Genomic DNA, 15,870 nt, shown 5'->3' with positions numbered 1-15,870 from the left:
CTGGATAAGCCCGCGATGATCGTCTGCACGCCTGATCCCTCAAGCGCCCACACTTATCGGCTGTTAAGTTGTTAAAGAGCAGTTGTGCCGCAATCAGCACAGAAGCGAAATTATGAACTATCCAGATTACCCTGTCAAGTGCCCAATCCGCCCGGCTTGCGCCGCCTTCGCCATCCGCCCCAAAAGATCAATCAAATCAATCCCTTGGATCGTGCACCCAACCCGTCTTACCGGGTTAACCCGGGTGCCCCGGCTGCGAAGAAGCGTGACTATAGCACACCATTTTGAAAAGGGGCAAATCAGGGACGAAAAACCCGAAATCAGGGCCGCCCCCGAAGCTCGGCGCAGCGCCCGCCCGGCGCATCACCCGCGCCGGGCGGTTCAGGAGGCCCCTCAGCCCAGGGCCTGGATGGCTGCGGCCACCCCCGCGCCGTAGGCCGGATCGGCCTGCCGGCAGTGCTCGACATGCTTGTCCTGCACATCCTTGCTGACCCCCGCAATGGCGCGCGCCGTGTTGTCGAACAGCGCCTGCTGCTGCTCGGGCGACATCAGGCGAAACAGCGCGCCGGGTTGCGAGAAGTAATCCGTGTCCTCGCGATGGTTCCAGTGATCGGCCGCCCCCTCGATGCTCAAAGGCGGTTCGCGGTACTCGGGCTGTTCGGCCCACTCGCCGGCCTTGTTGGGCTCGTTGCCGGTGATGCCGCCATGATTGCCGTCCACCCGCATCGCGCCGTCGCGATGGTAGCTGTGGAAAGGGCAGCGCGGTGCGTTCACCGGGATCTGATGGTGGTTCACCCCCAGGCGATAGCGCTGCGCATCCCCGTACGAGAACAGGCGCGCCTGCAGCATGCGGTCCGGCGAGAAGCCGATGCCTGGCACCACGTTCGCCGGCGTGAAAGCCGCCTGCTCGACTTCGGCAAAGAAATTGTCGGGATTGCGGTTGAGCTCCAGGACGCCGACCTCGATCAGCGGATAGTCGCCGTGCGGCCAGACCTTGGTCAGGTCGAAGGGGTTGAGACGATACGAGCCCGCGTCCTTCTCAGGCATGATCTGCACGTACATCGTCCAGCGCGGACATTCCCCGCGGGCAATCGAATCATACAAGTCACGCTGCGAGCTTTCGCGGTCGCGGCCGATCAGCCCGGCGGCCTGGGCGTCGGTGAGATTGCGGATGCCTTGCTGGCTCTTGAAGGTGAACTTCACCCAGAAGCGCTCGTTGTCCGCATTGATGAAGCTATAGGTGTGGCTGCCGAACAGATGCATGTGGCGATAGTCCGAGGGAATGCCCCGATCGCTCATGACGATGGTCACCTGGTGCAGCGCCTCGGGCAGGCCCGTCCAGAACTCCCAGTTGTTCTGGGCGCTGCGCATGCCGGTGCCCGGATCACGCTTGACGGCGTGGTTCAGGTCCGGGAACTTCAGCGGGTCCCGGAAAAAGAATACCGGCGTGTTGTTGCCCACCAAGTCCCAGTTGCCCTGCTCAGTGTAGAACTTCATGGCGATGCCGCGGATGTCGCGCTCGGCATCCGCGGCGCCGCGCTCGCCGGCCACGGTGGAGAAACGCGCGAACATCGGCGTTTGTTTGCCGATCTCGGAAAAGATCGCCGCGCGGGTGTACCGGGTCATATCGCGGGTCACCGTGAAGGTGCCGTAGGCGCCGGCGCCCTTGGCGTGCATGCGGCGCTCGGGGATGACCTCGCGATCGAAGTGGGCGAGCTTTTCGATCAGCCACACATCCTGCAGCAAGGCCGGTCCGCAAGGCCCCGCGGTCATGATGTTCTGGTTATCGGCGACCGGAGCCCCCGCGGCCGTGGTGAGTTTCTTCATGGTTCTTTCTCCTGGTGAGTCCAAGCCGGTCCGATCGCGCCGGTGCCGGGCTGGCTGCGCGCATCCCGCGATGCGCATGGAAGCAGTCTAGGAGAAGACGGAGATTAAATAAATTTGAATATTTATTGATTGGCGATAGTTTTACTCTATATCAATCGAAACGGCATCCCGCGCCGCCATCCGGCCTGCGACTACAATCGCCGGAACTTCAGCTCGCCGCGCGGGTCGCGCCATGATGTCCATCCTGAATTACCTGCACACCATCCGGCGGCGCAGCCTGCGCATGTTCCTGACCATCGCGCGCATCATGGTGCCCGTGATGATCATCGTCTACGTGGCGGAACGTCTGGGGTTGATCGCCTGGGTGGGGCATGCGATCGGGCCGGCCATGGCGCTGCTGGGCCTGCCGCCCGAAGCCGGCATCGTGTGGGCCACGACGGTCCTGACGAACATCTATGGCGGCATGGCCACGCTGGCCGCCCTCTCGGGCGGCGTGCAGATGAACGTGGCGGAGATCAGCGCGCTGGGGGCCATGATGCTGTTCGCCCACAATATGCCCACGGAGCAGTCCGTGGTCCGGCGCGCCGGGGCCAGTGCGCTGTTCACCGGCGCCCTGCGGGTGACCATCGGCGCCGTGTACGGGGCCGGGGTGGCCTGGACCTGCAACGCCTTGGATTGGCTGCAGCAGCCGGTCTCCCTGGATTGGATGCAGCGCGACGCCGGACTGGCCGCCGGCACGCCCGACTTCTGGAACTGGCTGCTGTCTTCCATCACATCGCTCGCCATGATCCTGGCGGTCATCGTCTTTCTGGTGTGCCTGCTGGATGTCTTCGAACGGCTCGGAATCACGCGGCTGGTGACGCGCCTGCTGACGCCGGTGCTGCGCTTGTCGGGGCTCGAGGAGCGCGCCGCGCCCCTGACCACCGTCGGCGTGCTGCTGGGGCTGGCCTACGGCGGCGCCCTCATCATCGAAGCCACGGAGCGCGAGGGCTACAGCCCGCGCACACGCCTGCTGGCGCTGTCCTGGCTATCGCTATGCCACGCCCTGATCGAGGACACCTTGCTGATCCTCACGCTGGGCGCGGACATCTGGGTGATCCTGGTGATCCGCTCGGTCTTTACCCTGGCCGTCCTCGCCGGGGTGGCGCGCCTGACGCTGCCCGGCGCCCCGCTGGCGAGGCTGCTGAGGCTCTAGCTCTAGCGGGGCGGCTAATCCCGCAGCAAGGCGGCGTAGCGCTTGCGAAACTTGGCGAGCTTCGGCGCGATGACCACCTGGCAGTAGCCCTGCTGGGGATTGCGGCGATAGTAATCCTTGTGCAAGGCCTCGGCCGGCCAGAATGGACCGGCCGGCTCGATGCGGGTGCAGACGGGCACACCCAGCGCCTGCTGAACCTCGTCCTTGACCGCCTGTGCCTCCTTGCGCTGCGCCTCGCCGGTGAAAAACACCACCGAGGCGTATTGGGGGCCGACGTCGCCGCCCTGGCGATCCGGCGTGGTGGGATCGTGCGTGCCGAAGAAGACCTCGAGCAGGCTGCGGTACCGGACCCGCGCCGGATCGAAGGTGACGCGCACCACCTCGACGTGGCCGGTGTCCTGGTTGCAGACCTGCTCATACGTGGGATGCTCGACGTGTCCGCCGCAGTACCCCGGCTGCACCTCATCGACGCCGTCGAGCGCCTGGAAGACGGGCTCCATGCACCAGAAGCAGCCGCCACCGAATATTGCCGTTTCCATCTTTCCTCCGAAGATCATGCCGCGCGCACGCGCGGCGACATCCTCACCGGCCGTCGCCGAGGGACAGAATCCACGCCGCCAGGCGCTGTGCGTCGGTGGCGCTGACCTGGGGCTGGGCCGGCATGGGGATCGCTCCCCATTGGCCGGTGCTGCCCCTGCGTATGACGTCGGCCAGATGATCCCGCGCACCCGGCTGGCCGCCAAAACGGGCGGCGATGGCGGTGAACGGCGGGCCCACCCGGCGGGCGTCCACCTGGTGACAGCCCAGGCATTGGCGCGCGCGCGCCAGATCCCGGCCTTGATGGGTCGTGGTCTCGGCATGGGCCGTTGAACAGAACGCAGCCAGCATGAGCGCGCACACCCGGAGCTTCGACATCGACATCCTCATGACTCGATTCCAATCCATCCCGCGGCGCGGAGCCGCGGGCCGATCGCGTTATTATCCATGATAATTTTTTCGCCGCCGGGACGGACATGCCATTCCCCCAGATCGACCCCATTGCCCTGCAGCTCGGCCCGCTGGCCATCCATTGGTACGGCCTGATGTATCTGGCGGGCTTCGGCCTGGCCTGGCTGCTGGGACGCTGGCGCATCCGGCACCATCCCTGCGGCCTGGACCTGCGCGACCTCGAGGACATCATCTTCTATTGCGTGCTGGGGGTGATACTGGGCGGGCGCCTGGGCTATGTGCTGTTCTACAAATTCTCGGACTACCTGGCCAACCCGCTGGCGATCCTGCGGGTCTGGGAAGGCGGCATGTCTTTCCACGGCGGCCTGCTGGGCGTCATTGTCGCCCTGCTGCTGTTTGCGCGCCGGCGGCAGCGCTCGCTGCTCGAGCTGGGGGATTTCATCGCGCCGCTGATTCCGCTGGGCCTGGCGGCGGGCCGCCTGGGCAACTTCATCAACGGCGAATTATGGGGCAGGCCCACGGACCTGCCCTGGGGCATGATTTTTCCGCACGCGCAGGACGGCCTCGCACGCCACCCTTCGCAGCTCTACGAAATGGGACTGGAAGGCCTGGCGCTGTTCGCACTGGTCTGGTGGTTCGCGCGCAAGCCCCGTCCCGCCGGCCAGGTCAGCGCGGTATTCCTGATGGGCTATGGCACGGCCCGGTTCCTGGTCGAATTCACTCGGGAACCGGACGCTTTCCTGGGCCTGCTGGCCGGCGGATTGTCGATGGGGCAGCTGCTGTCGCTGCCCATGATCGTCATTGGCCTGCTGCTGTACTGGCGGGCTGCAGCCGGATCGTCCCGCTGACCGCCACGCTGATGGTTTCGGTGCCGCCTTCGAGGGGCGCGGCCACCGCGTCCGCAGCCTTGGCCATCATCATGCGCGGCATGGGGCTGGGCACGGATTCACCGCTGCCGCCCAGGTCGATCGAGTCGTAGCGGTAGGACGCGAAGCCCAGCGCATCGGTCAAGGCCTGCGCGCGTGTCTTGAAGGCATCCACGGCCTGGACCAGCAGTTTCTGCTCTGTGGCGGCGCGCGTCTCGGACGACACCGAGAACGAGATTCCTGAAATCGGCATGCGGTCACCCAGATCGGCGGCCAGCTGCGAGGCCGCCGCAAAATCCTTGGACGTCAGGATGATCTCGGCGCGCCCGCGCCATTCGGCGATCTTGCCGTCCTGCCCCGTCGACGGCCAGATGCGATAGCCGCCGCTGCGCACCTCGATGCCCTCGTGGCCCTTGGCCTGCTGCATGACGGTATCCAGGCGGGTATTGAGCGCCTCGGCGGCGTCGGTCTGTGTGTCGGCCCGCAGGTCGGCGGCCAGCATAATCCGCACTGTGTCCTGGGCGACCTCGGAGGACGCCTGGGCATGCAGGCTGGCCCGCGGACCGTGGTCACGCCGTCCATCAGGCCCATCGCCATGGGCGGCCGCCGGCGCCGCGGCGCCCAGTGCGGCGCCGGCCAGGATGAGGGCGGGCAGCAGCGACAGCAGACCCTTACGTTTGTCCTTGCTTGGATACATTCATAACTCCTGAAAAGACGAAAGCCCGTCGTTGTCGACGAGCTCTCGAGAAACGCCCCGCCTGTGCCGTCTAGGCCGGCATCCCGGAACCTGAGGTTCACGGTGGTCGCCTTCAGTCAGACTTCGGGCTATCCAGTGAAGGTAGCTCGCCCATCTGTCAATCCAGCAACCTATGCCAATTAGCATTGGTTCAAGGAATGTATGGCCAAGTCACGAACACGGCAGGGACTAACCTGTCGGACGCGGCGCGGCGTCCGGAAACATCCATATCAAGCGGCAGGCCCGAGCACCTGGTCGAGCATGTCGTTCATGGCATCAATTTTACCCTTGAAATCGCCCAAGGCAATATTGCTGAGCGGACCGTCGGGCGCGCGCATGTTCAAAAGCTCGCCGGCGATCTGGATGGCCGCCATGACGGCGATGCGTTCGTTGCTGGCGACCTTGCCCGTGCCCTTGATGGCCAGCATGCGCTGATCCACGTGCCGCACGGCCGCCAGCAGCGCGTCCTTTTCGGACGGTGAGCAGGCCAGCGAATAATCGCGGCCCAGAATCGAGACGTCTACGCGTTCCATGACGGTTACTCCGCGCCCGGCAGGCGCTCTAGGATCAGGTCGATCTGCTCTTGGGCGCCCCGGGCCACCCGGCGCAGTTTGTCGCGGTCGGCCTCGGCGTGTTCGAGGCGTTCGCGCATGGCATCGGATTGCCCCTGCTGCAGGCGCACCTGGTCCTCGAGGCTCGCGCGGGCCGCCTGCGCCTCGTCGCGCACGGATTGCAATTCATGGTCATGGCGCGCGACGCGCTCGGACATGCGGGTGAATTCGTCCTGCTCGCGGACCTGTTGGTCCTTGAGGGCGTTGCATTCCTGCTCGAGTTGGCGGATGCGGGCCTGCAAGGTGCCGCGCTCGGCCTGAAGCTGGCGGGCCGCCTGAACCAGTTTTCCGATGCGCTCGGCCAGCGAGTCGAGGTCTTGGAGCATGCGTTCAAACCTTATGTGAGCGTATGTGAGGGCGTATCCGAAAGCCCAATCATAACCCCGCCCTCAGGCCTCGCGCGCGGTCGTCTTGGCCGGCGAGCGCGCGCCCCGGTGCCGCAGGTAGCGGTTCTCGGTGGTGCGGCGAAACAGCAGGCCCGAGAGTTCGTGCAGGGCCAGCGTATAGACCTCGCGCTTGAACTCGATCACCGCCTCCAGCGGCACCCAGTACGCATTCCAGCGCCAGGCGTCGAATTCCGGCGAGTCGGAGGCGCGCAGGCTGACGTCGCAGTCGCGCCCCACCATGCGCAGCAGGAACCAGATCTGCTTTTGTCCTTTGTAGTGTCCTCGCAATTCCCGGCGCACGAAATGATCCGGTACGTCATAGCGCAGCCAGTCGCGCGTCCGCCCTAATATCCGTACGTGCTCGGGACGCAAGCCGACTTCCTCGTGCAGCTCGCGGTACATCGCCTGCACGGGGGTTTCGCCGTGCTTGATGCCGCCTTGCGGGAACTGCCAGGCATGCTCCCGGATGCGTTTACCCCAAAAAACCTCGTTTTTCTGGTTTACGAGGATAATGCCGACATTAGGACGGTAGCCTTCTCGATCCAGCATGGGGCCACCTCGATAATGAATTCAATACAATTACCGTCGATTATACGTATCAACCGGAAACCCTACCATGCACGCCAGCAAGTACCACCTCAACACCCTCAAGGAAGCGCCCGCGGATGCCGAGATCGTCAGCCACCAGTTGATGACGCGCGCGGGGCTCATCCGCAAGGTCGCCGGGGGCATCTACACCTACATGCCGATGGGCCTCAAGGTGCTGCGCAAGATCGAAACCATCGTGCGCGAGGAAATGGACCGCGCCGGCGCCCTGGAACTGCTGATGCCGGTGGTCCAGCCCGCCGAGCTCTGGGAGGAATCGGGCCGCTGGGAACAATACGGCGCCGAGCTGCTGCGCATCAAGGACCGCCATCAGCGCGACTTCGTGCTGCAGCCCACCTCCGAGGAGGTCGTGACCGACATCGCGCGCAACGAAATCCATAGCTGGCGCCAGCTGCCGGTCAATTTCTATCACATCCAGACCAAGTTCCGCGACGAGCGCCGCCCGCGCTTCGGCCTGATGCGCGGACGCGAATTCACGATGAAGGACGCCTATTCCTTCGATCGCGACGAGGCCAGCGCACAAACCAGCTACGACGCCATGTACGCGGCCTACCAGCGCATTTTCTCGCGTCTGGGCCTGGCCTTCCGCGCGGTGGCGGCCGACACCGGCTCGATCGGCGGTTCACGCAGCCACGAGTTCCAGGTCATCGCCGAGACCGGCGAGGATCTGCTCGTGTACAACCCGGACTCGGACTACGCGGCCAACATCGAGCTGGCGCCGGCGCCCTGCCTGATCCCCGAGCGCGAGGCCGCCCGCGAACCCCTGGAAAAGCGCGCCACCCCACAGGCGCCGAAATGCGAGATCGTGGCCGAGCAGCTGGGCCTGCCGCTGACGCGCACCGTCAAATCCATCGTGCTGGCCACCGACCCCGCCGAAGGGCCGGCGCGGGTGTGGCTGCTGCTGATCCGCGGCGACCACGAGCTCAACGAGGTCAAGGTCGGCAAGCTGCCGGGCTTGCGGGACGGCTACCGCTTCGCCACCGAGGCCGAGATCCTGGAGGCCTTCGGCAGCCCGCCCGGATACCTGGGGCCGATCGGGCTGCGCGACGGCGCGGTCACGGTGATCGCCGACCTCACGGTGGCCCACATGGGCGATTTCGTCTGCGGCGCCAACGAGGAAGGCTACCACTACACCGGGGTGAACTGGGGGCGCGACCTGCCCGAGGCGGCCACCGCCGACCTGCGCAACGTGGTGGCGGGTGATCCGGATCCCCAGGGGGGCGCGCTGTCGATCCAGCACGGCATCGAAGTCGGCCACGTATTCTTCCTGGGCGACAAGTACTCGCGCGCGCTGAACGCCACCTTCCTCGAGACCGACGGCAAGCCGGCCCTCCTGCAGATGGGATGCTACGGCATCGGAATCACCCGGATATCGGCGGCCGCGGTCGAGCAGAACCACGACGAGCGCGGCATCATCTGGCCGCGCGCCATGGCGCCCTTCGAGGTGGTGCTGTGCCCGATCGGCATCGGCAAAAATGAAACCGTGCGCAACACGGCCGAGGCCCTGTACCGTGACCTGGGCGCCGCCGGTGTGGACGTGATCCTCGACGACCGCGACGCCCGGCCGGGCATCATGTTCGCCGACTGGGAGCTGATCGGCGTGCCCCTGCGCGTCACCTTGGGCGAGCGCGGCCTCAAGGACGGGGTCGTCGAAATCCAGGCGCGCCGCGGGGGCGACGCCCACCGGGTGGCGCCCGGCGAGGCTGTCGCATTCATACTGGATACTCTAAAATCCCTCTGAGCCGCGGCCGCCCTTCGTGGGCATTTCGCACGGATGGGCATAGTCACACGGCTTAACGAAAAAATGGATTCCCAGTTCCCCAACAGGCCCGCCATCCTGCCCATTCGCGTATATTACGAGGACACCGACACAGGCGGTGTCGTCTACTACGCAAACTACCTCAAGTTCTTTGAACGCGGGCGCACGGAATGGTTGCGGGCGCTCGGGCTGGATCAGCGCGTGCTCGCCGAACGCGAAGGTGTGATGTTCGTGGTCCGGCGCGCAGAGGTGGCCTATCATCGCCCGGCGCGCCTGGACGACAGGATCGACATCCATACCGTGGTGGCCGACATCCGCGCCTCGGCCCTCCTGTTCACCCAGGAGGCCCGGCGCGGCGAGGAACTACTCGCTGTGGGCGACGTCCAAGTCTGTGCCGTACACGCCGAAACTTTCAAACCCGTGCGGATGACCTCATCCATCAGGAACTTACTGGAAAAGGCCAGAAACTAACCATGCAAGCCCAAAGCGATTTGTCGCTGCTGTCCCTCATCGCAAACGCCAGCATTCCGGTTCAGATCGTCATGCTGATCCTGCTGGCCGTCTCCATCCTGTCCTGGACGTATATCTTCAGCAAGCGCGCGGCGCTCAAGCGCGCCGATGCGCAGACCCGCCGCTTCGAGGACGACTTCTGGGCCGGCGGCGACCTCACCGTCCTGCAACAGGCGATCGCCTCGCGCCGCGACGAGCACGGGGCGCTGGCACGGATCTTCGATGCGGGGATGACGGAGTTCATCAAGGCACGCCGCTCGGCGGCCCGAGGCGACACCTTGCTGGATGCGCCGCGCCGCGCCATGCGGGCCGCCTACCAGCGCGAAATGGACAGCCTCGAATCACACCTGAATTTCCTCGCCTCGACCGGGTCGGTCAGCCCGTATGTCGGGCTGCTGGGCACCGTCTGGGGCATCATGCATGCCTTCATGGGCTTGTCCACCATGCAGCAGGCCACGCTCGCGGCGGTGGCTCCCGGCATCGCCGAGGCGCTCATCGCCACCGCCATCGGCCTGTTCGCCGCCATCCCGGCCGTCGTCGCCTACAACCGCTACACGAACGAGATCGACCGCCTCTCGCTGCGCTTCGACAGTTTCGTCGACGAGTTCCTGAACATCCTCCAGCGCCAGGTGCACTGACATGGGAACGCTGCGCGACCGCAGGCCACGGCGACTCAAGAACGACATCAATGTCGTGCCCTACATCGACGTGATGCTGGTGCTGCTGGTGATTTTCATGGTGACCGCACCGATGATCACGCCGGGCCAGATCGAGCTGCCCTCGGTCGGCACCGCCTCGGAAGTACCCGTCACACCCCTCGAGGTCCAGATCGACGAACATGGCGCGCTCAGCATGCGCCTGCGCGATTCGGGCGCATCGTTCCGGCCCGTCGACAAGGGCAACCTGGTGCCCGAGGTCCAGGCGATGGCCACGGCCGATACGCCGGTGGTGATTTCCGCGGACGGCAAGGTGCCCTACGAGTCCGTGATGCAGGTGATGGACCAGTTGCGCGCCGGCGGCATCACCCGCCTGGGCTTGCTCGTGAACCAGACCGCCACCGGACAAACGCGCTGACGCGGCGCCGGCGTCCCCGAGACGGAACGCTGCCGCGACAGAAACCCACAGGCTCATGAAACTCTTTGAACGCTTTTCCAGACAGGCAGACGGATCGGACGACGGGCGGCGCGAAGAACGCCGCGGCCTGACGTACTCGCTGCTCGCGCATGGCCTGGTCATCGCCCTGATGATCGTGGGCTTCAACTCGGCACCCGACAATCCCGGGCCGGTCCAGATCGAGCTCTGGGCGGAAGGGACCGTGGCCGAAGCCGCGCCGCCGGTCGAACAAGCCACGCCTGAACCCGAGCCGGAGCCAGAGCCGGAACCCACGCCAGAGCCGGAACCAGAACCCGAGCCTGAGCCACAACCCACGCCCCCGGACAACAGCGCACAGGAAGCGGCCTTGGCCGAAGCACGCGCCGTGGCCGAGCAGCAGGCGCAGGCCCTCGCCCAGGCCCAGGCCCGCGCCGAAGCAGCCGCCAAGGCACAGGCCGAGGCCGAGATCGCCCTGGAAAAAGAACGCAAGCTGCGCGAAGAACAAGAACGACTGGCCGCGGAACAGGCTGCCCAGGCAAAGGCCGAGGCGGAGCGGCAGGCCGCCGAAAAAGCAGCGGCTGAGAAGGCTGCGGCCGAAAAAGCCGCCGCTGAAAAAGCCGCTGCTGAGAAGGCTGCTGCCGAAAAAGCTGCCGCGGAAAAGGCCGCGGCCGAGAAAGCCGCTGCAGAAAAGGCTACCGCTGAGAAAGCCGCCGCAGAAAAGGCCGCCGCTGAGAAAGCCGCTGCCGAAAAAGCCGCCGCTGAGAAAGCCGCCGCGGAAAAGGCCGCGGCCGAGAAGGCGGCCGCAGAGAAAGCTGCTGCTGAGAAAGCCGCCAAGGAAAAAGCCGCCGCTGAAAAGGCTGCGGCAGAGAAAGCGGCCGCCGAGAAGGCGGCCAAGGAAAAAGCCGCCAAGGAAGCCGCTGCAAAAAAAGCGGCTGCCGAGAAAGCCGCCAAGGAAAAGGCTGCCAAGGAGGCGGCCGCCAAGCGCGAGGCGCTACGCGAAGCCATGCGCGGCTCCGCCCTCGAGGCTGCCGGCATCCCCAGCGGCACCGCCGATCGCAACCAGCAAGGCGGCGGAGGCGGCAGCGACGGCTATGCCGCAGCCGTACGCCGCTGCGTCAAACCGGGCGTCATCTATGACGTGCCCGCGCGTAACGGCACCGTCAACCCCACGGTGCAATACCGTACCTACCTGGATGCCCACGGAGGCGTCCTGAAAGTGGACATCCGGCGTTCGTCCGGCAACCAGCGCTTCGACATCGCCGTCCGTCAGGGCATTCTCGCATGCTCGCCCTTCCCCAAACCTCCGAGCGGTAAGTATCCGTCGTATATTGATGTTGATTACCGCATGTACGACTAGGAGATCGCACTCATGACCTTATCCATTGCCTCGGGCTTCGCGACACGCCTCTGGCGGCGCGCCGCGGTCGCGGGCCTGTCCTTCCTGTTCGTGGCGGCCGTAGGAACACCAGCCGCCCAAGCCCAATTGCGCGTCGATATCTCGGGCGTCGGTGCCACGCAATACCCCATTGCGATCGCCGATTTCTCGGGTTCGGGCAACACCCAGGTGCCCGAGATCATACGCGCGGACCTGACGCGCTCGGGCCAGTTCCGGCTGATCAGCGCGGCCGGCGCCACACTGGACCTGGAAAGCACCGTGTCCCACGACGAGTGGCAGGCCCGCGGAGCCGACTATCTGGCCTTCGGCTCGGTCACCCAGGACGGCGGCCAATACACGGTCAGCTATCGCCTGGTGGACAATGCGCGCAAGGCCGAACTCGACAAGGTCGCCTTCAGCGGCACCGAGGCCGAGCTGCGCCGGATCTCGCACCGGATCGCCGACAGGATCTATGAAAAGATCACCGGGGTGCGGGGGGTGTTTTCCACGCGCATCGCCTATGTGTTGCAGACCGGCAACGGCTATGAGTTACAAATTGCTGACGCCGACGGCCAGAATCCCCAGGTGATGCTGCGGTCGCGCCAGTCGATCATTTCCCCGGCCTGGTCGCCCGACGGCAGCCGCCTGGCCTACGTCAGCTTCGAATCCGGCAAGCCGGTCATCTACATCCAGACCCTGGCCACCGGCCAGCGTGCGCCAGTGGCCAACTACAAGGGCAATAACAGCGCACCGGCCTGGTCGCCCGACGGTAACCGCCTGGCCATCGTCCTTTCACGCGATGGGATCTCGCAGATCTACACCATCAACGCCGACGGCTCGGACCTGCGCCGCGTCATGCGTTCGCCGCTGATCGACACCGAACCGCGCTTCACGCCCGACGGCGATTCGCTGGTGTTTACCAGCGACCGTGGCGGCAACCCCCAGATCTACAAGGTCCCCGCCGCGGGCGGAGACGCCCAGCGCTTGACGTTCTCCGGCAGTTACAATATTTCACCCCGCGTCTCTCCCGACGGCAGCCAACTGGTGTACGTTACACGAAGAAACGGTGCTTTCAGGATAGCGACCATGGCCTTGAGTACGGGATCGGAACAGCTGTTGACCGCCGGACCGGACGATCAATCCCCCAGCTACGCGCCCAATGGCATGCAGATACTGTACAGCTCGATCCAGGGTGGCCAGAGCGTGCTGGCGGTCACATCGACCGACGGACGTGTCAAGCAGAAACTCTCCTCCCTGAGCGGCAAAGTCCGCGAACCCACCTGGGGCCCGTTTACTGACTAAGCGATTTTCGTGTGACTCTTCTTGAAAGGAAATTAAATGAGCTCGCGCATCACCAGGACCCTGACAATAGCCGCGTTCGCCGCCTCCCTGGCGGCTTGCAGCTCCGTACCGCTGGACCAGTCCGGCACCGGAGCTGCAGGCTCGGATTCGGCGTCCACGGGACAAGTCATGGATCCGTTCAATCCGCAAAGTCCCTTAGCGCAACAACGCTCGGTCTACTTTGAATTCGACAGCTACTCCATCCCCGAGCAATATCGCAGCGTCGTCGAGATGCACTCCAACTACCTGACCAGCCATCCCGGCCAGAAGGTGCGCATCGAAGGCAATGCTGACGCCCGCGGCGGCACCGAATACAATCTGGCTCTCGGCCAACGCCGTTCGGATGCCGTGGCGCGCATGATGACCCTCCTGGGCGTCAATGCCAACCAGCTCGAGGCCATCAGCTTCGGGAAGGAGCGTCCCAAGGCGCTGGGCAACACCGAAGCCGACTACGCCGAGAACCGCCGCGCCGACATCAACTATCAGCGCTGATTCCGGCTTTGCCGCAGCAACGCCGTGGCGGTTCCCGCCGCGGCGTTTTTTATTTGGACGGAATTCGACATGCAAGCATTCATCCCGCGCCTGGGCACGGCATTCACCGCCGGCCTGACGATCGCACTGGCACTGGCGACCGCACCGGCACATGCGTTCTCCGATGATGAGGCCCGGTGGGCCATCCTCGAGCTACGGACGCAGATCAAGCAAATCAACGAGCAGAACCAGCAGGCACGGCTGCAGCTGGCCGATCAGATCGACATGCTGCGCCACGAGCTCGCTTCCATGCGCGGCCAGCTCGAGCATCTGACGCGCCGCCCGCCCACCGGCAACCAGCCCGAGAACGCGCCGCAGGACCGCCAGACCGCCGACCCGCAGGAACAAGCAGCCTACCAGGCGGCGGCCGACCAGTACCGCAGCGGCAAGTACAAGGAGGCCGCAACGGCCTTTGCCGCCTTCACCCAGGCCTATCCGGACAGCGAACTGTCGGGCGACGCCCGGTTCTACCTGGGCAGCAGCCAATATGCGACCCGTGACTTCAAGGGTTCGGTCCAGACCATGCAGGATCTGGTCAAGACCCGGCCGCAGGATCCACGCGCACCCGACGCCTTGCTGGTCGCCGCCGCCAGCCAGATCGAAATCAATGACCTCGCCGGCGCCAAGGCCAGCCTGCAGCGCATCATCAAGGATTATCCCAATACCTCTGCCGCTGAAACCGCCAAGAGCCGCATGAAGCTGCTGTAATGGTCCGCGCCCCCACGCTTGCACAGGCCACGCTGCAGAGTCCGTTCCCGATCGACTACACCGAGGCGGGCGCGGGCGAGGTCGTCCTGTTGATCCACGGCTCGCTGTGCGACTACCGCTATTGGCGCTGGCAGATTCCGCAACTGGGGGAATCCTACCGCGTGGCGGCGGCGAGCCTGCGAGGCTGCTGGCCGCGTGCCGGCACGCATCCCGATCCCGGCTATGGCATCGCCACCCACGCCGAGGACATGATCGCGCTGGCGCGCGCCCTGGGCGAAGGCCGGCCGGTGCACGTGCTGGGCCACTCGCGCGGCGCGCAGGTCGCCGTGGAGCTCGCGCTGCGGGCGCCGGAATACTGCAAGACGCTGACGCTGGCCGATCCGGGCTTCAGATTCGCCCATGAGGCGCCCACGCCGGTCTTCTACACCCCCGCCGTCGCCTTGCTGGAAAAAGGAGAGGTGGACGCCGCGGCCGAACAGTTCATCGACACCGTCAACGGCGCCGGCACCTGGCGCAAGATGGTGGGCTGGTTCAAGCAGATGGTGCGCGACAACGCGGCGACCCTGCTGTCACAGGTCCTCGAGGCGAACCGGCCGGTGCACCTCGAGGAGATCCGCCGCATTCAGTGCCCCGTCCTGCTGCTGGGCGGATCAGACAGCCCGGCGCGCTACGGAACGCGCCAGGATCAATTGCAGGCCGCCCTGCCGCACGCGCGCCGGGAGGTCATCCGCCTGGCGGCGCACGGCATGAATCTCGCCAATCCGCGCGCCTTCAATCGCGCCTGCCTGGCGTTCTTCGGGGCGACCGGCTGAGCCCTCAGTGGCTCATGGCCTTGGCGGGCTTGACCTCGCAGGTCGCGGCGAAGCCTTCGCCGTTGCCAAGGGCGAAATCCACGCGCACGTGGTCGCCGATCTTCAGCCCATCCCGCGGCTGCTCGAGCATGATGTGATAGCTGCCGGGGCGCAGATCCAGGTCCTGTCCCGCCGGGATCGAGACCTCGTGGACCATGGACATCTTGCTCAGGCCGTTTTCCTCGGTGGTCTGGTGCAGCATGACCATGCCGTAATCCGGCGAGGAAACGCCCTTGAGGACGGCCGGCTGATCGCCGCCGTTATGCACCACCAGGAATCCGCCCGACGGAGTCGGCGCCGGCAGCTGGCGAATCCAGCAATCGCGCGCGCTGACCGTTGCCGAGGCGGGCAGGCCCGCCGCGGATTCCATGGCGCCATGCGCGCCACCGTGGGAGGCGCCATGGGCATCGCCGTGGCTGTGGGCCCAGGCCGCCGACCCGGCCAGCAAGAGCGCCGAAGCGGCCGCGACGCCCAGGGTTCGAGAAAATGAGGGTTTCATTCGATAGTCCACCAAAAACGTGTTTTTCC

The 15,870-nt window shown here is 65.6% G+C and carries 19 protein-coding genes and 1 other RNA gene; 11 read left to right on the top strand and 9 right to left on the bottom strand.

The window, feature by feature from the left end; translation table 11 throughout:
• Positions 1 to 393 precede the first annotated feature (393 nt).
• Complete coding sequence (locus OOZ48_RS16255; protein ID WP_269499869.1) at positions 394 to 1,827, bottom strand: catalase; 1,434 nt, start codon at positions 1,825 to 1,827, stop codon at positions 394 to 396.
• Positions 1,828 to 2,059: 232 nt separating this feature from the next.
• Here OOZ48_RS16255 and OOZ48_RS16250 point away from each other — a divergent pair, with 232 nt between their 5' ends.
• Positions 2,060 to 3,022: a nucleoside recognition domain-containing protein gene (locus OOZ48_RS16250; RefSeq protein ID WP_269499868.1), complete on the top strand. Its 963-nt coding sequence runs from the start codon at positions 2,060 to 2,062 to the stop codon at positions 3,020 to 3,022.
• A 14-nt stretch (positions 3,023 to 3,036) separates the two neighbouring features.
• On the opposite strand, the gene msrA is transcribed toward OOZ48_RS16250, so the two are convergent.
• Together msrA and OOZ48_RS16240 are read right to left on the bottom strand one after the other, a co-directional pair.
• Positions 3,037 to 3,561, bottom strand: coding sequence for a peptide-methionine (S)-S-oxide reductase MsrA (msrA, locus tag OOZ48_RS16245; protein WP_442867601.1), 525 nt, complete (start codon positions 3,559 to 3,561; stop codon positions 3,037 to 3,039).
• Positions 3,562 to 3,604: 43 nt separating this feature from the next.
• Positions 3,605 to 3,937, bottom strand: coding sequence for a c-type cytochrome (locus OOZ48_RS16240; RefSeq protein WP_269499866.1), 333 nt, complete (start codon positions 3,935 to 3,937; stop codon positions 3,605 to 3,607).
• 98 nt (positions 3,938 to 4,035) lie between these two features.
• Between OOZ48_RS16240 and lgt the strand changes: the two genes are divergently transcribed.
• Complete coding sequence (lgt, locus tag OOZ48_RS16235) at positions 4,036 to 4,818, top strand: prolipoprotein diacylglyceryl transferase (RefSeq protein ID WP_269499865.1); 783 nt, start codon at positions 4,036 to 4,038, stop codon at positions 4,816 to 4,818.
• Here the strand turns inward: lgt and OOZ48_RS16230 are convergent.
• From OOZ48_RS16230 to OOZ48_RS16210, 5 genes are all read right to left on the bottom strand, one after another.
• On the bottom strand, positions 4,769 to 5,533 hold the full coding sequence (locus OOZ48_RS16230; RefSeq protein ID WP_269499864.1) for an SIMPL domain-containing protein: 765 nt from the start codon (positions 5,531 to 5,533) through the stop codon (positions 4,769 to 4,771). The two genes, lgt and OOZ48_RS16230, sit on opposite strands and share 50 nt — an antisense overlap.
• 50 nt (positions 5,534 to 5,583) lie before the next feature.
• Positions 5,584 to 5,764, bottom strand: a non-coding RNA gene (gene ssrS / locus OOZ48_RS16225) — 6S RNA.
• A 38-nt stretch (positions 5,765 to 5,802) separates the two neighbouring features.
• Entirely contained in the window at positions 5,803 to 6,105 is a 303-nt protein-coding gene (locus OOZ48_RS16220) for a cell division protein ZapA (protein WP_269499863.1), read from the bottom strand.
• Positions 6,106 to 6,110: 5 nt separating this feature from the next.
• Positions 6,111 to 6,509, bottom strand: coding sequence for a hypothetical protein (locus tag OOZ48_RS16215; protein WP_269499862.1), 399 nt, complete (start codon positions 6,507 to 6,509; stop codon positions 6,111 to 6,113).
• Between the two features lie 63 nt (positions 6,510 to 6,572).
• Positions 6,573 to 7,118, bottom strand: a complete 546-nt coding sequence (locus tag OOZ48_RS16210) for an RNA pyrophosphohydrolase (RefSeq protein ID WP_269499861.1) — start codon at positions 7,116 to 7,118, stop codon at positions 6,573 to 6,575.
• Positions 7,119 to 7,185: 67 nt separating this feature from the next.
• Between OOZ48_RS16210 and OOZ48_RS16205 the strand changes: the two genes are divergently transcribed.
• The 9 genes from OOZ48_RS16205 (at position 7,186) to OOZ48_RS16165 (ending at position 15,303) form a co-directional block, all read left to right on the top strand.
• Positions 7,186 to 8,916 carry a proline--tRNA ligase gene (locus OOZ48_RS16205; protein ID WP_269499860.1) on the top strand — a complete coding sequence of 577 codons (1,731 nt, stop codon included), beginning with the start codon at positions 7,186 to 7,188 and terminating at the stop codon, positions 8,914 to 8,916.
• A 63-nt stretch (positions 8,917 to 8,979) separates the two neighbouring features.
• The gene (ybgC, locus tag OOZ48_RS16200) at positions 8,980 to 9,405 is read left to right on the top strand and encodes a tol-pal system-associated acyl-CoA thioesterase (protein ID WP_269499859.1); all 426 of its coding nucleotides are present in this window, start codon (positions 8,980 to 8,982) and stop codon (positions 9,403 to 9,405) included.
• Between the two features lie 2 nt (positions 9,406 to 9,407).
• Positions 9,408 to 10,082, top strand: a complete 675-nt coding sequence (tolQ, locus tag OOZ48_RS16195) for a protein TolQ (protein ID WP_269499858.1) — start codon at positions 9,408 to 9,410, stop codon at positions 10,080 to 10,082.
• Between the two features lies 1 nt (position 10,083).
• Complete coding sequence (locus OOZ48_RS16190; protein ID WP_269499857.1) at positions 10,084 to 10,518, top strand: ExbD/TolR family protein; 435 nt, start codon at positions 10,084 to 10,086, stop codon at positions 10,516 to 10,518.
• A 55-nt stretch (positions 10,519 to 10,573) separates the two neighbouring features.
• Complete coding sequence (gene tolA, locus OOZ48_RS16185; protein ID WP_269499856.1) at positions 10,574 to 11,893, top strand: cell envelope integrity protein TolA; 1,320 nt, start codon at positions 10,574 to 10,576, stop codon at positions 11,891 to 11,893.
• 12 nt (positions 11,894 to 11,905) lie between these two features.
• On the top strand, positions 11,906 to 13,213 hold the full coding sequence (gene tolB, locus OOZ48_RS16180; RefSeq protein WP_269499855.1) for a Tol-Pal system beta propeller repeat protein TolB: 1,308 nt from the start codon (positions 11,906 to 11,908) through the stop codon (positions 13,211 to 13,213).
• Between the two features lie 36 nt (positions 13,214 to 13,249).
• Complete coding sequence (pal, locus tag OOZ48_RS16175; RefSeq protein WP_269499854.1) at positions 13,250 to 13,744, top strand: peptidoglycan-associated lipoprotein Pal; 495 nt, start codon at positions 13,250 to 13,252, stop codon at positions 13,742 to 13,744.
• 69 nt (positions 13,745 to 13,813) lie between these two features.
• Positions 13,814 to 14,491 carry a tol-pal system protein YbgF gene (ybgF, locus tag OOZ48_RS16170; RefSeq protein WP_269499853.1) on the top strand — a complete coding sequence of 226 codons (678 nt, stop codon included), beginning with the start codon at positions 13,814 to 13,816 and terminating at the stop codon, positions 14,489 to 14,491.
• The gene (locus OOZ48_RS16165) at positions 14,491 to 15,303 is read left to right on the top strand and encodes an alpha/beta fold hydrolase (protein ID WP_269499852.1); all 813 of its coding nucleotides are present in this window, start codon (positions 14,491 to 14,493) and stop codon (positions 15,301 to 15,303) included. Before ybgF ends, OOZ48_RS16165 begins: the two co-directional genes overlap by 1 nt.
• 4 nt (positions 15,304 to 15,307) lie before the next feature.
• On the opposite strand, the gene OOZ48_RS16160 is transcribed toward OOZ48_RS16165, so the two are convergent.
• Positions 15,308 to 15,841, bottom strand: coding sequence for a copper chaperone PCu(A)C (locus OOZ48_RS16160; RefSeq protein ID WP_269499851.1), 534 nt, complete (start codon positions 15,839 to 15,841; stop codon positions 15,308 to 15,310).
• Positions 15,842 to 15,870: the final 29 nt, after the last annotated feature.

It is taken from the genome of Castellaniella sp. S9, from assembly GCF_027257175.1.
GTDB lineage: Bacteria > Pseudomonadota > Gammaproteobacteria > Burkholderiales > Burkholderiaceae_B > Castellaniella.
Note: the sequence above shows the minus strand (reverse complement) of the source record. Positions and strands in the feature narration are given on the sequence as shown.

Coding starts and splice junctions, on each gene's coding strand:
- OOZ48_RS16255 (WP_269499869.1), bottom strand. CDS start 1,827: ATGAAGAAACTCACCACGGCCGCGGGGGCTCCGGTCGCCGATAACCAG.
- OOZ48_RS16250 (WP_269499868.1), top strand. CDS start 2,060: ATGATGTCCATCCTGAATTACCTGCACACCATCCGGCGGCGCAGCCTG.
- msrA (WP_442867601.1), bottom strand. CDS start 3,561: ATGGAAACGGCAATATTCGGTGGCGGCTGCTTCTGGTGCATGGAGCCC.
- OOZ48_RS16240 (WP_269499866.1), bottom strand. CDS start 3,937: ATGTCGAAGCTCCGGGTGTGCGCGCTCATGCTGGCTGCGTTCTGTTCA.
- lgt (WP_269499865.1), top strand. CDS start 4,036: ATGCCATTCCCCCAGATCGACCCCATTGCCCTGCAGCTCGGCCCGCTG.
- OOZ48_RS16230 (WP_269499864.1), bottom strand. CDS start 5,533: ATGTATCCAAGCAAGGACAAACGTAAGGGTCTGCTGTCGCTGCTGCCC.
- OOZ48_RS16220 (WP_269499863.1), bottom strand. CDS start 6,105: ATGGAACGCGTAGACGTCTCGATTCTGGGCCGCGATTATTCGCTGGCC.
- OOZ48_RS16215 (WP_269499862.1), bottom strand. CDS start 6,509: ATGCTCCAAGACCTCGACTCGCTGGCCGAGCGCATCGGAAAACTGGTT.
- OOZ48_RS16210 (WP_269499861.1), bottom strand. CDS start 7,118: ATGCTGGATCGAGAAGGCTACCGTCCTAATGTCGGCATTATCCTCGTA.
- OOZ48_RS16205 (WP_269499860.1), top strand. CDS start 7,186: ATGCACGCCAGCAAGTACCACCTCAACACCCTCAAGGAAGCGCCCGCG.
- ybgC (WP_269499859.1), top strand. CDS start 8,980: ATGGATTCCCAGTTCCCCAACAGGCCCGCCATCCTGCCCATTCGCGTA.
- tolQ (WP_269499858.1), top strand. CDS start 9,408: ATGCAAGCCCAAAGCGATTTGTCGCTGCTGTCCCTCATCGCAAACGCC.
- OOZ48_RS16190 (WP_269499857.1), top strand. CDS start 10,084: ATGGGAACGCTGCGCGACCGCAGGCCACGGCGACTCAAGAACGACATC.
- tolA (WP_269499856.1), top strand. CDS start 10,574: ATGAAACTCTTTGAACGCTTTTCCAGACAGGCAGACGGATCGGACGAC.
- tolB (WP_269499855.1), top strand. CDS start 11,906: ATGACCTTATCCATTGCCTCGGGCTTCGCGACACGCCTCTGGCGGCGC.
- pal (WP_269499854.1), top strand. CDS start 13,250: ATGAGCTCGCGCATCACCAGGACCCTGACAATAGCCGCGTTCGCCGCC.
- ybgF (WP_269499853.1), top strand. CDS start 13,814: ATGCAAGCATTCATCCCGCGCCTGGGCACGGCATTCACCGCCGGCCTG.
- OOZ48_RS16165 (WP_269499852.1), top strand. CDS start 14,491: ATGGTCCGCGCCCCCACGCTTGCACAGGCCACGCTGCAGAGTCCGTTC.
- OOZ48_RS16160 (WP_269499851.1), bottom strand. CDS start 15,841: ATGAAACCCTCATTTTCTCGAACCCTGGGCGTCGCGGCCGCTTCGGCG.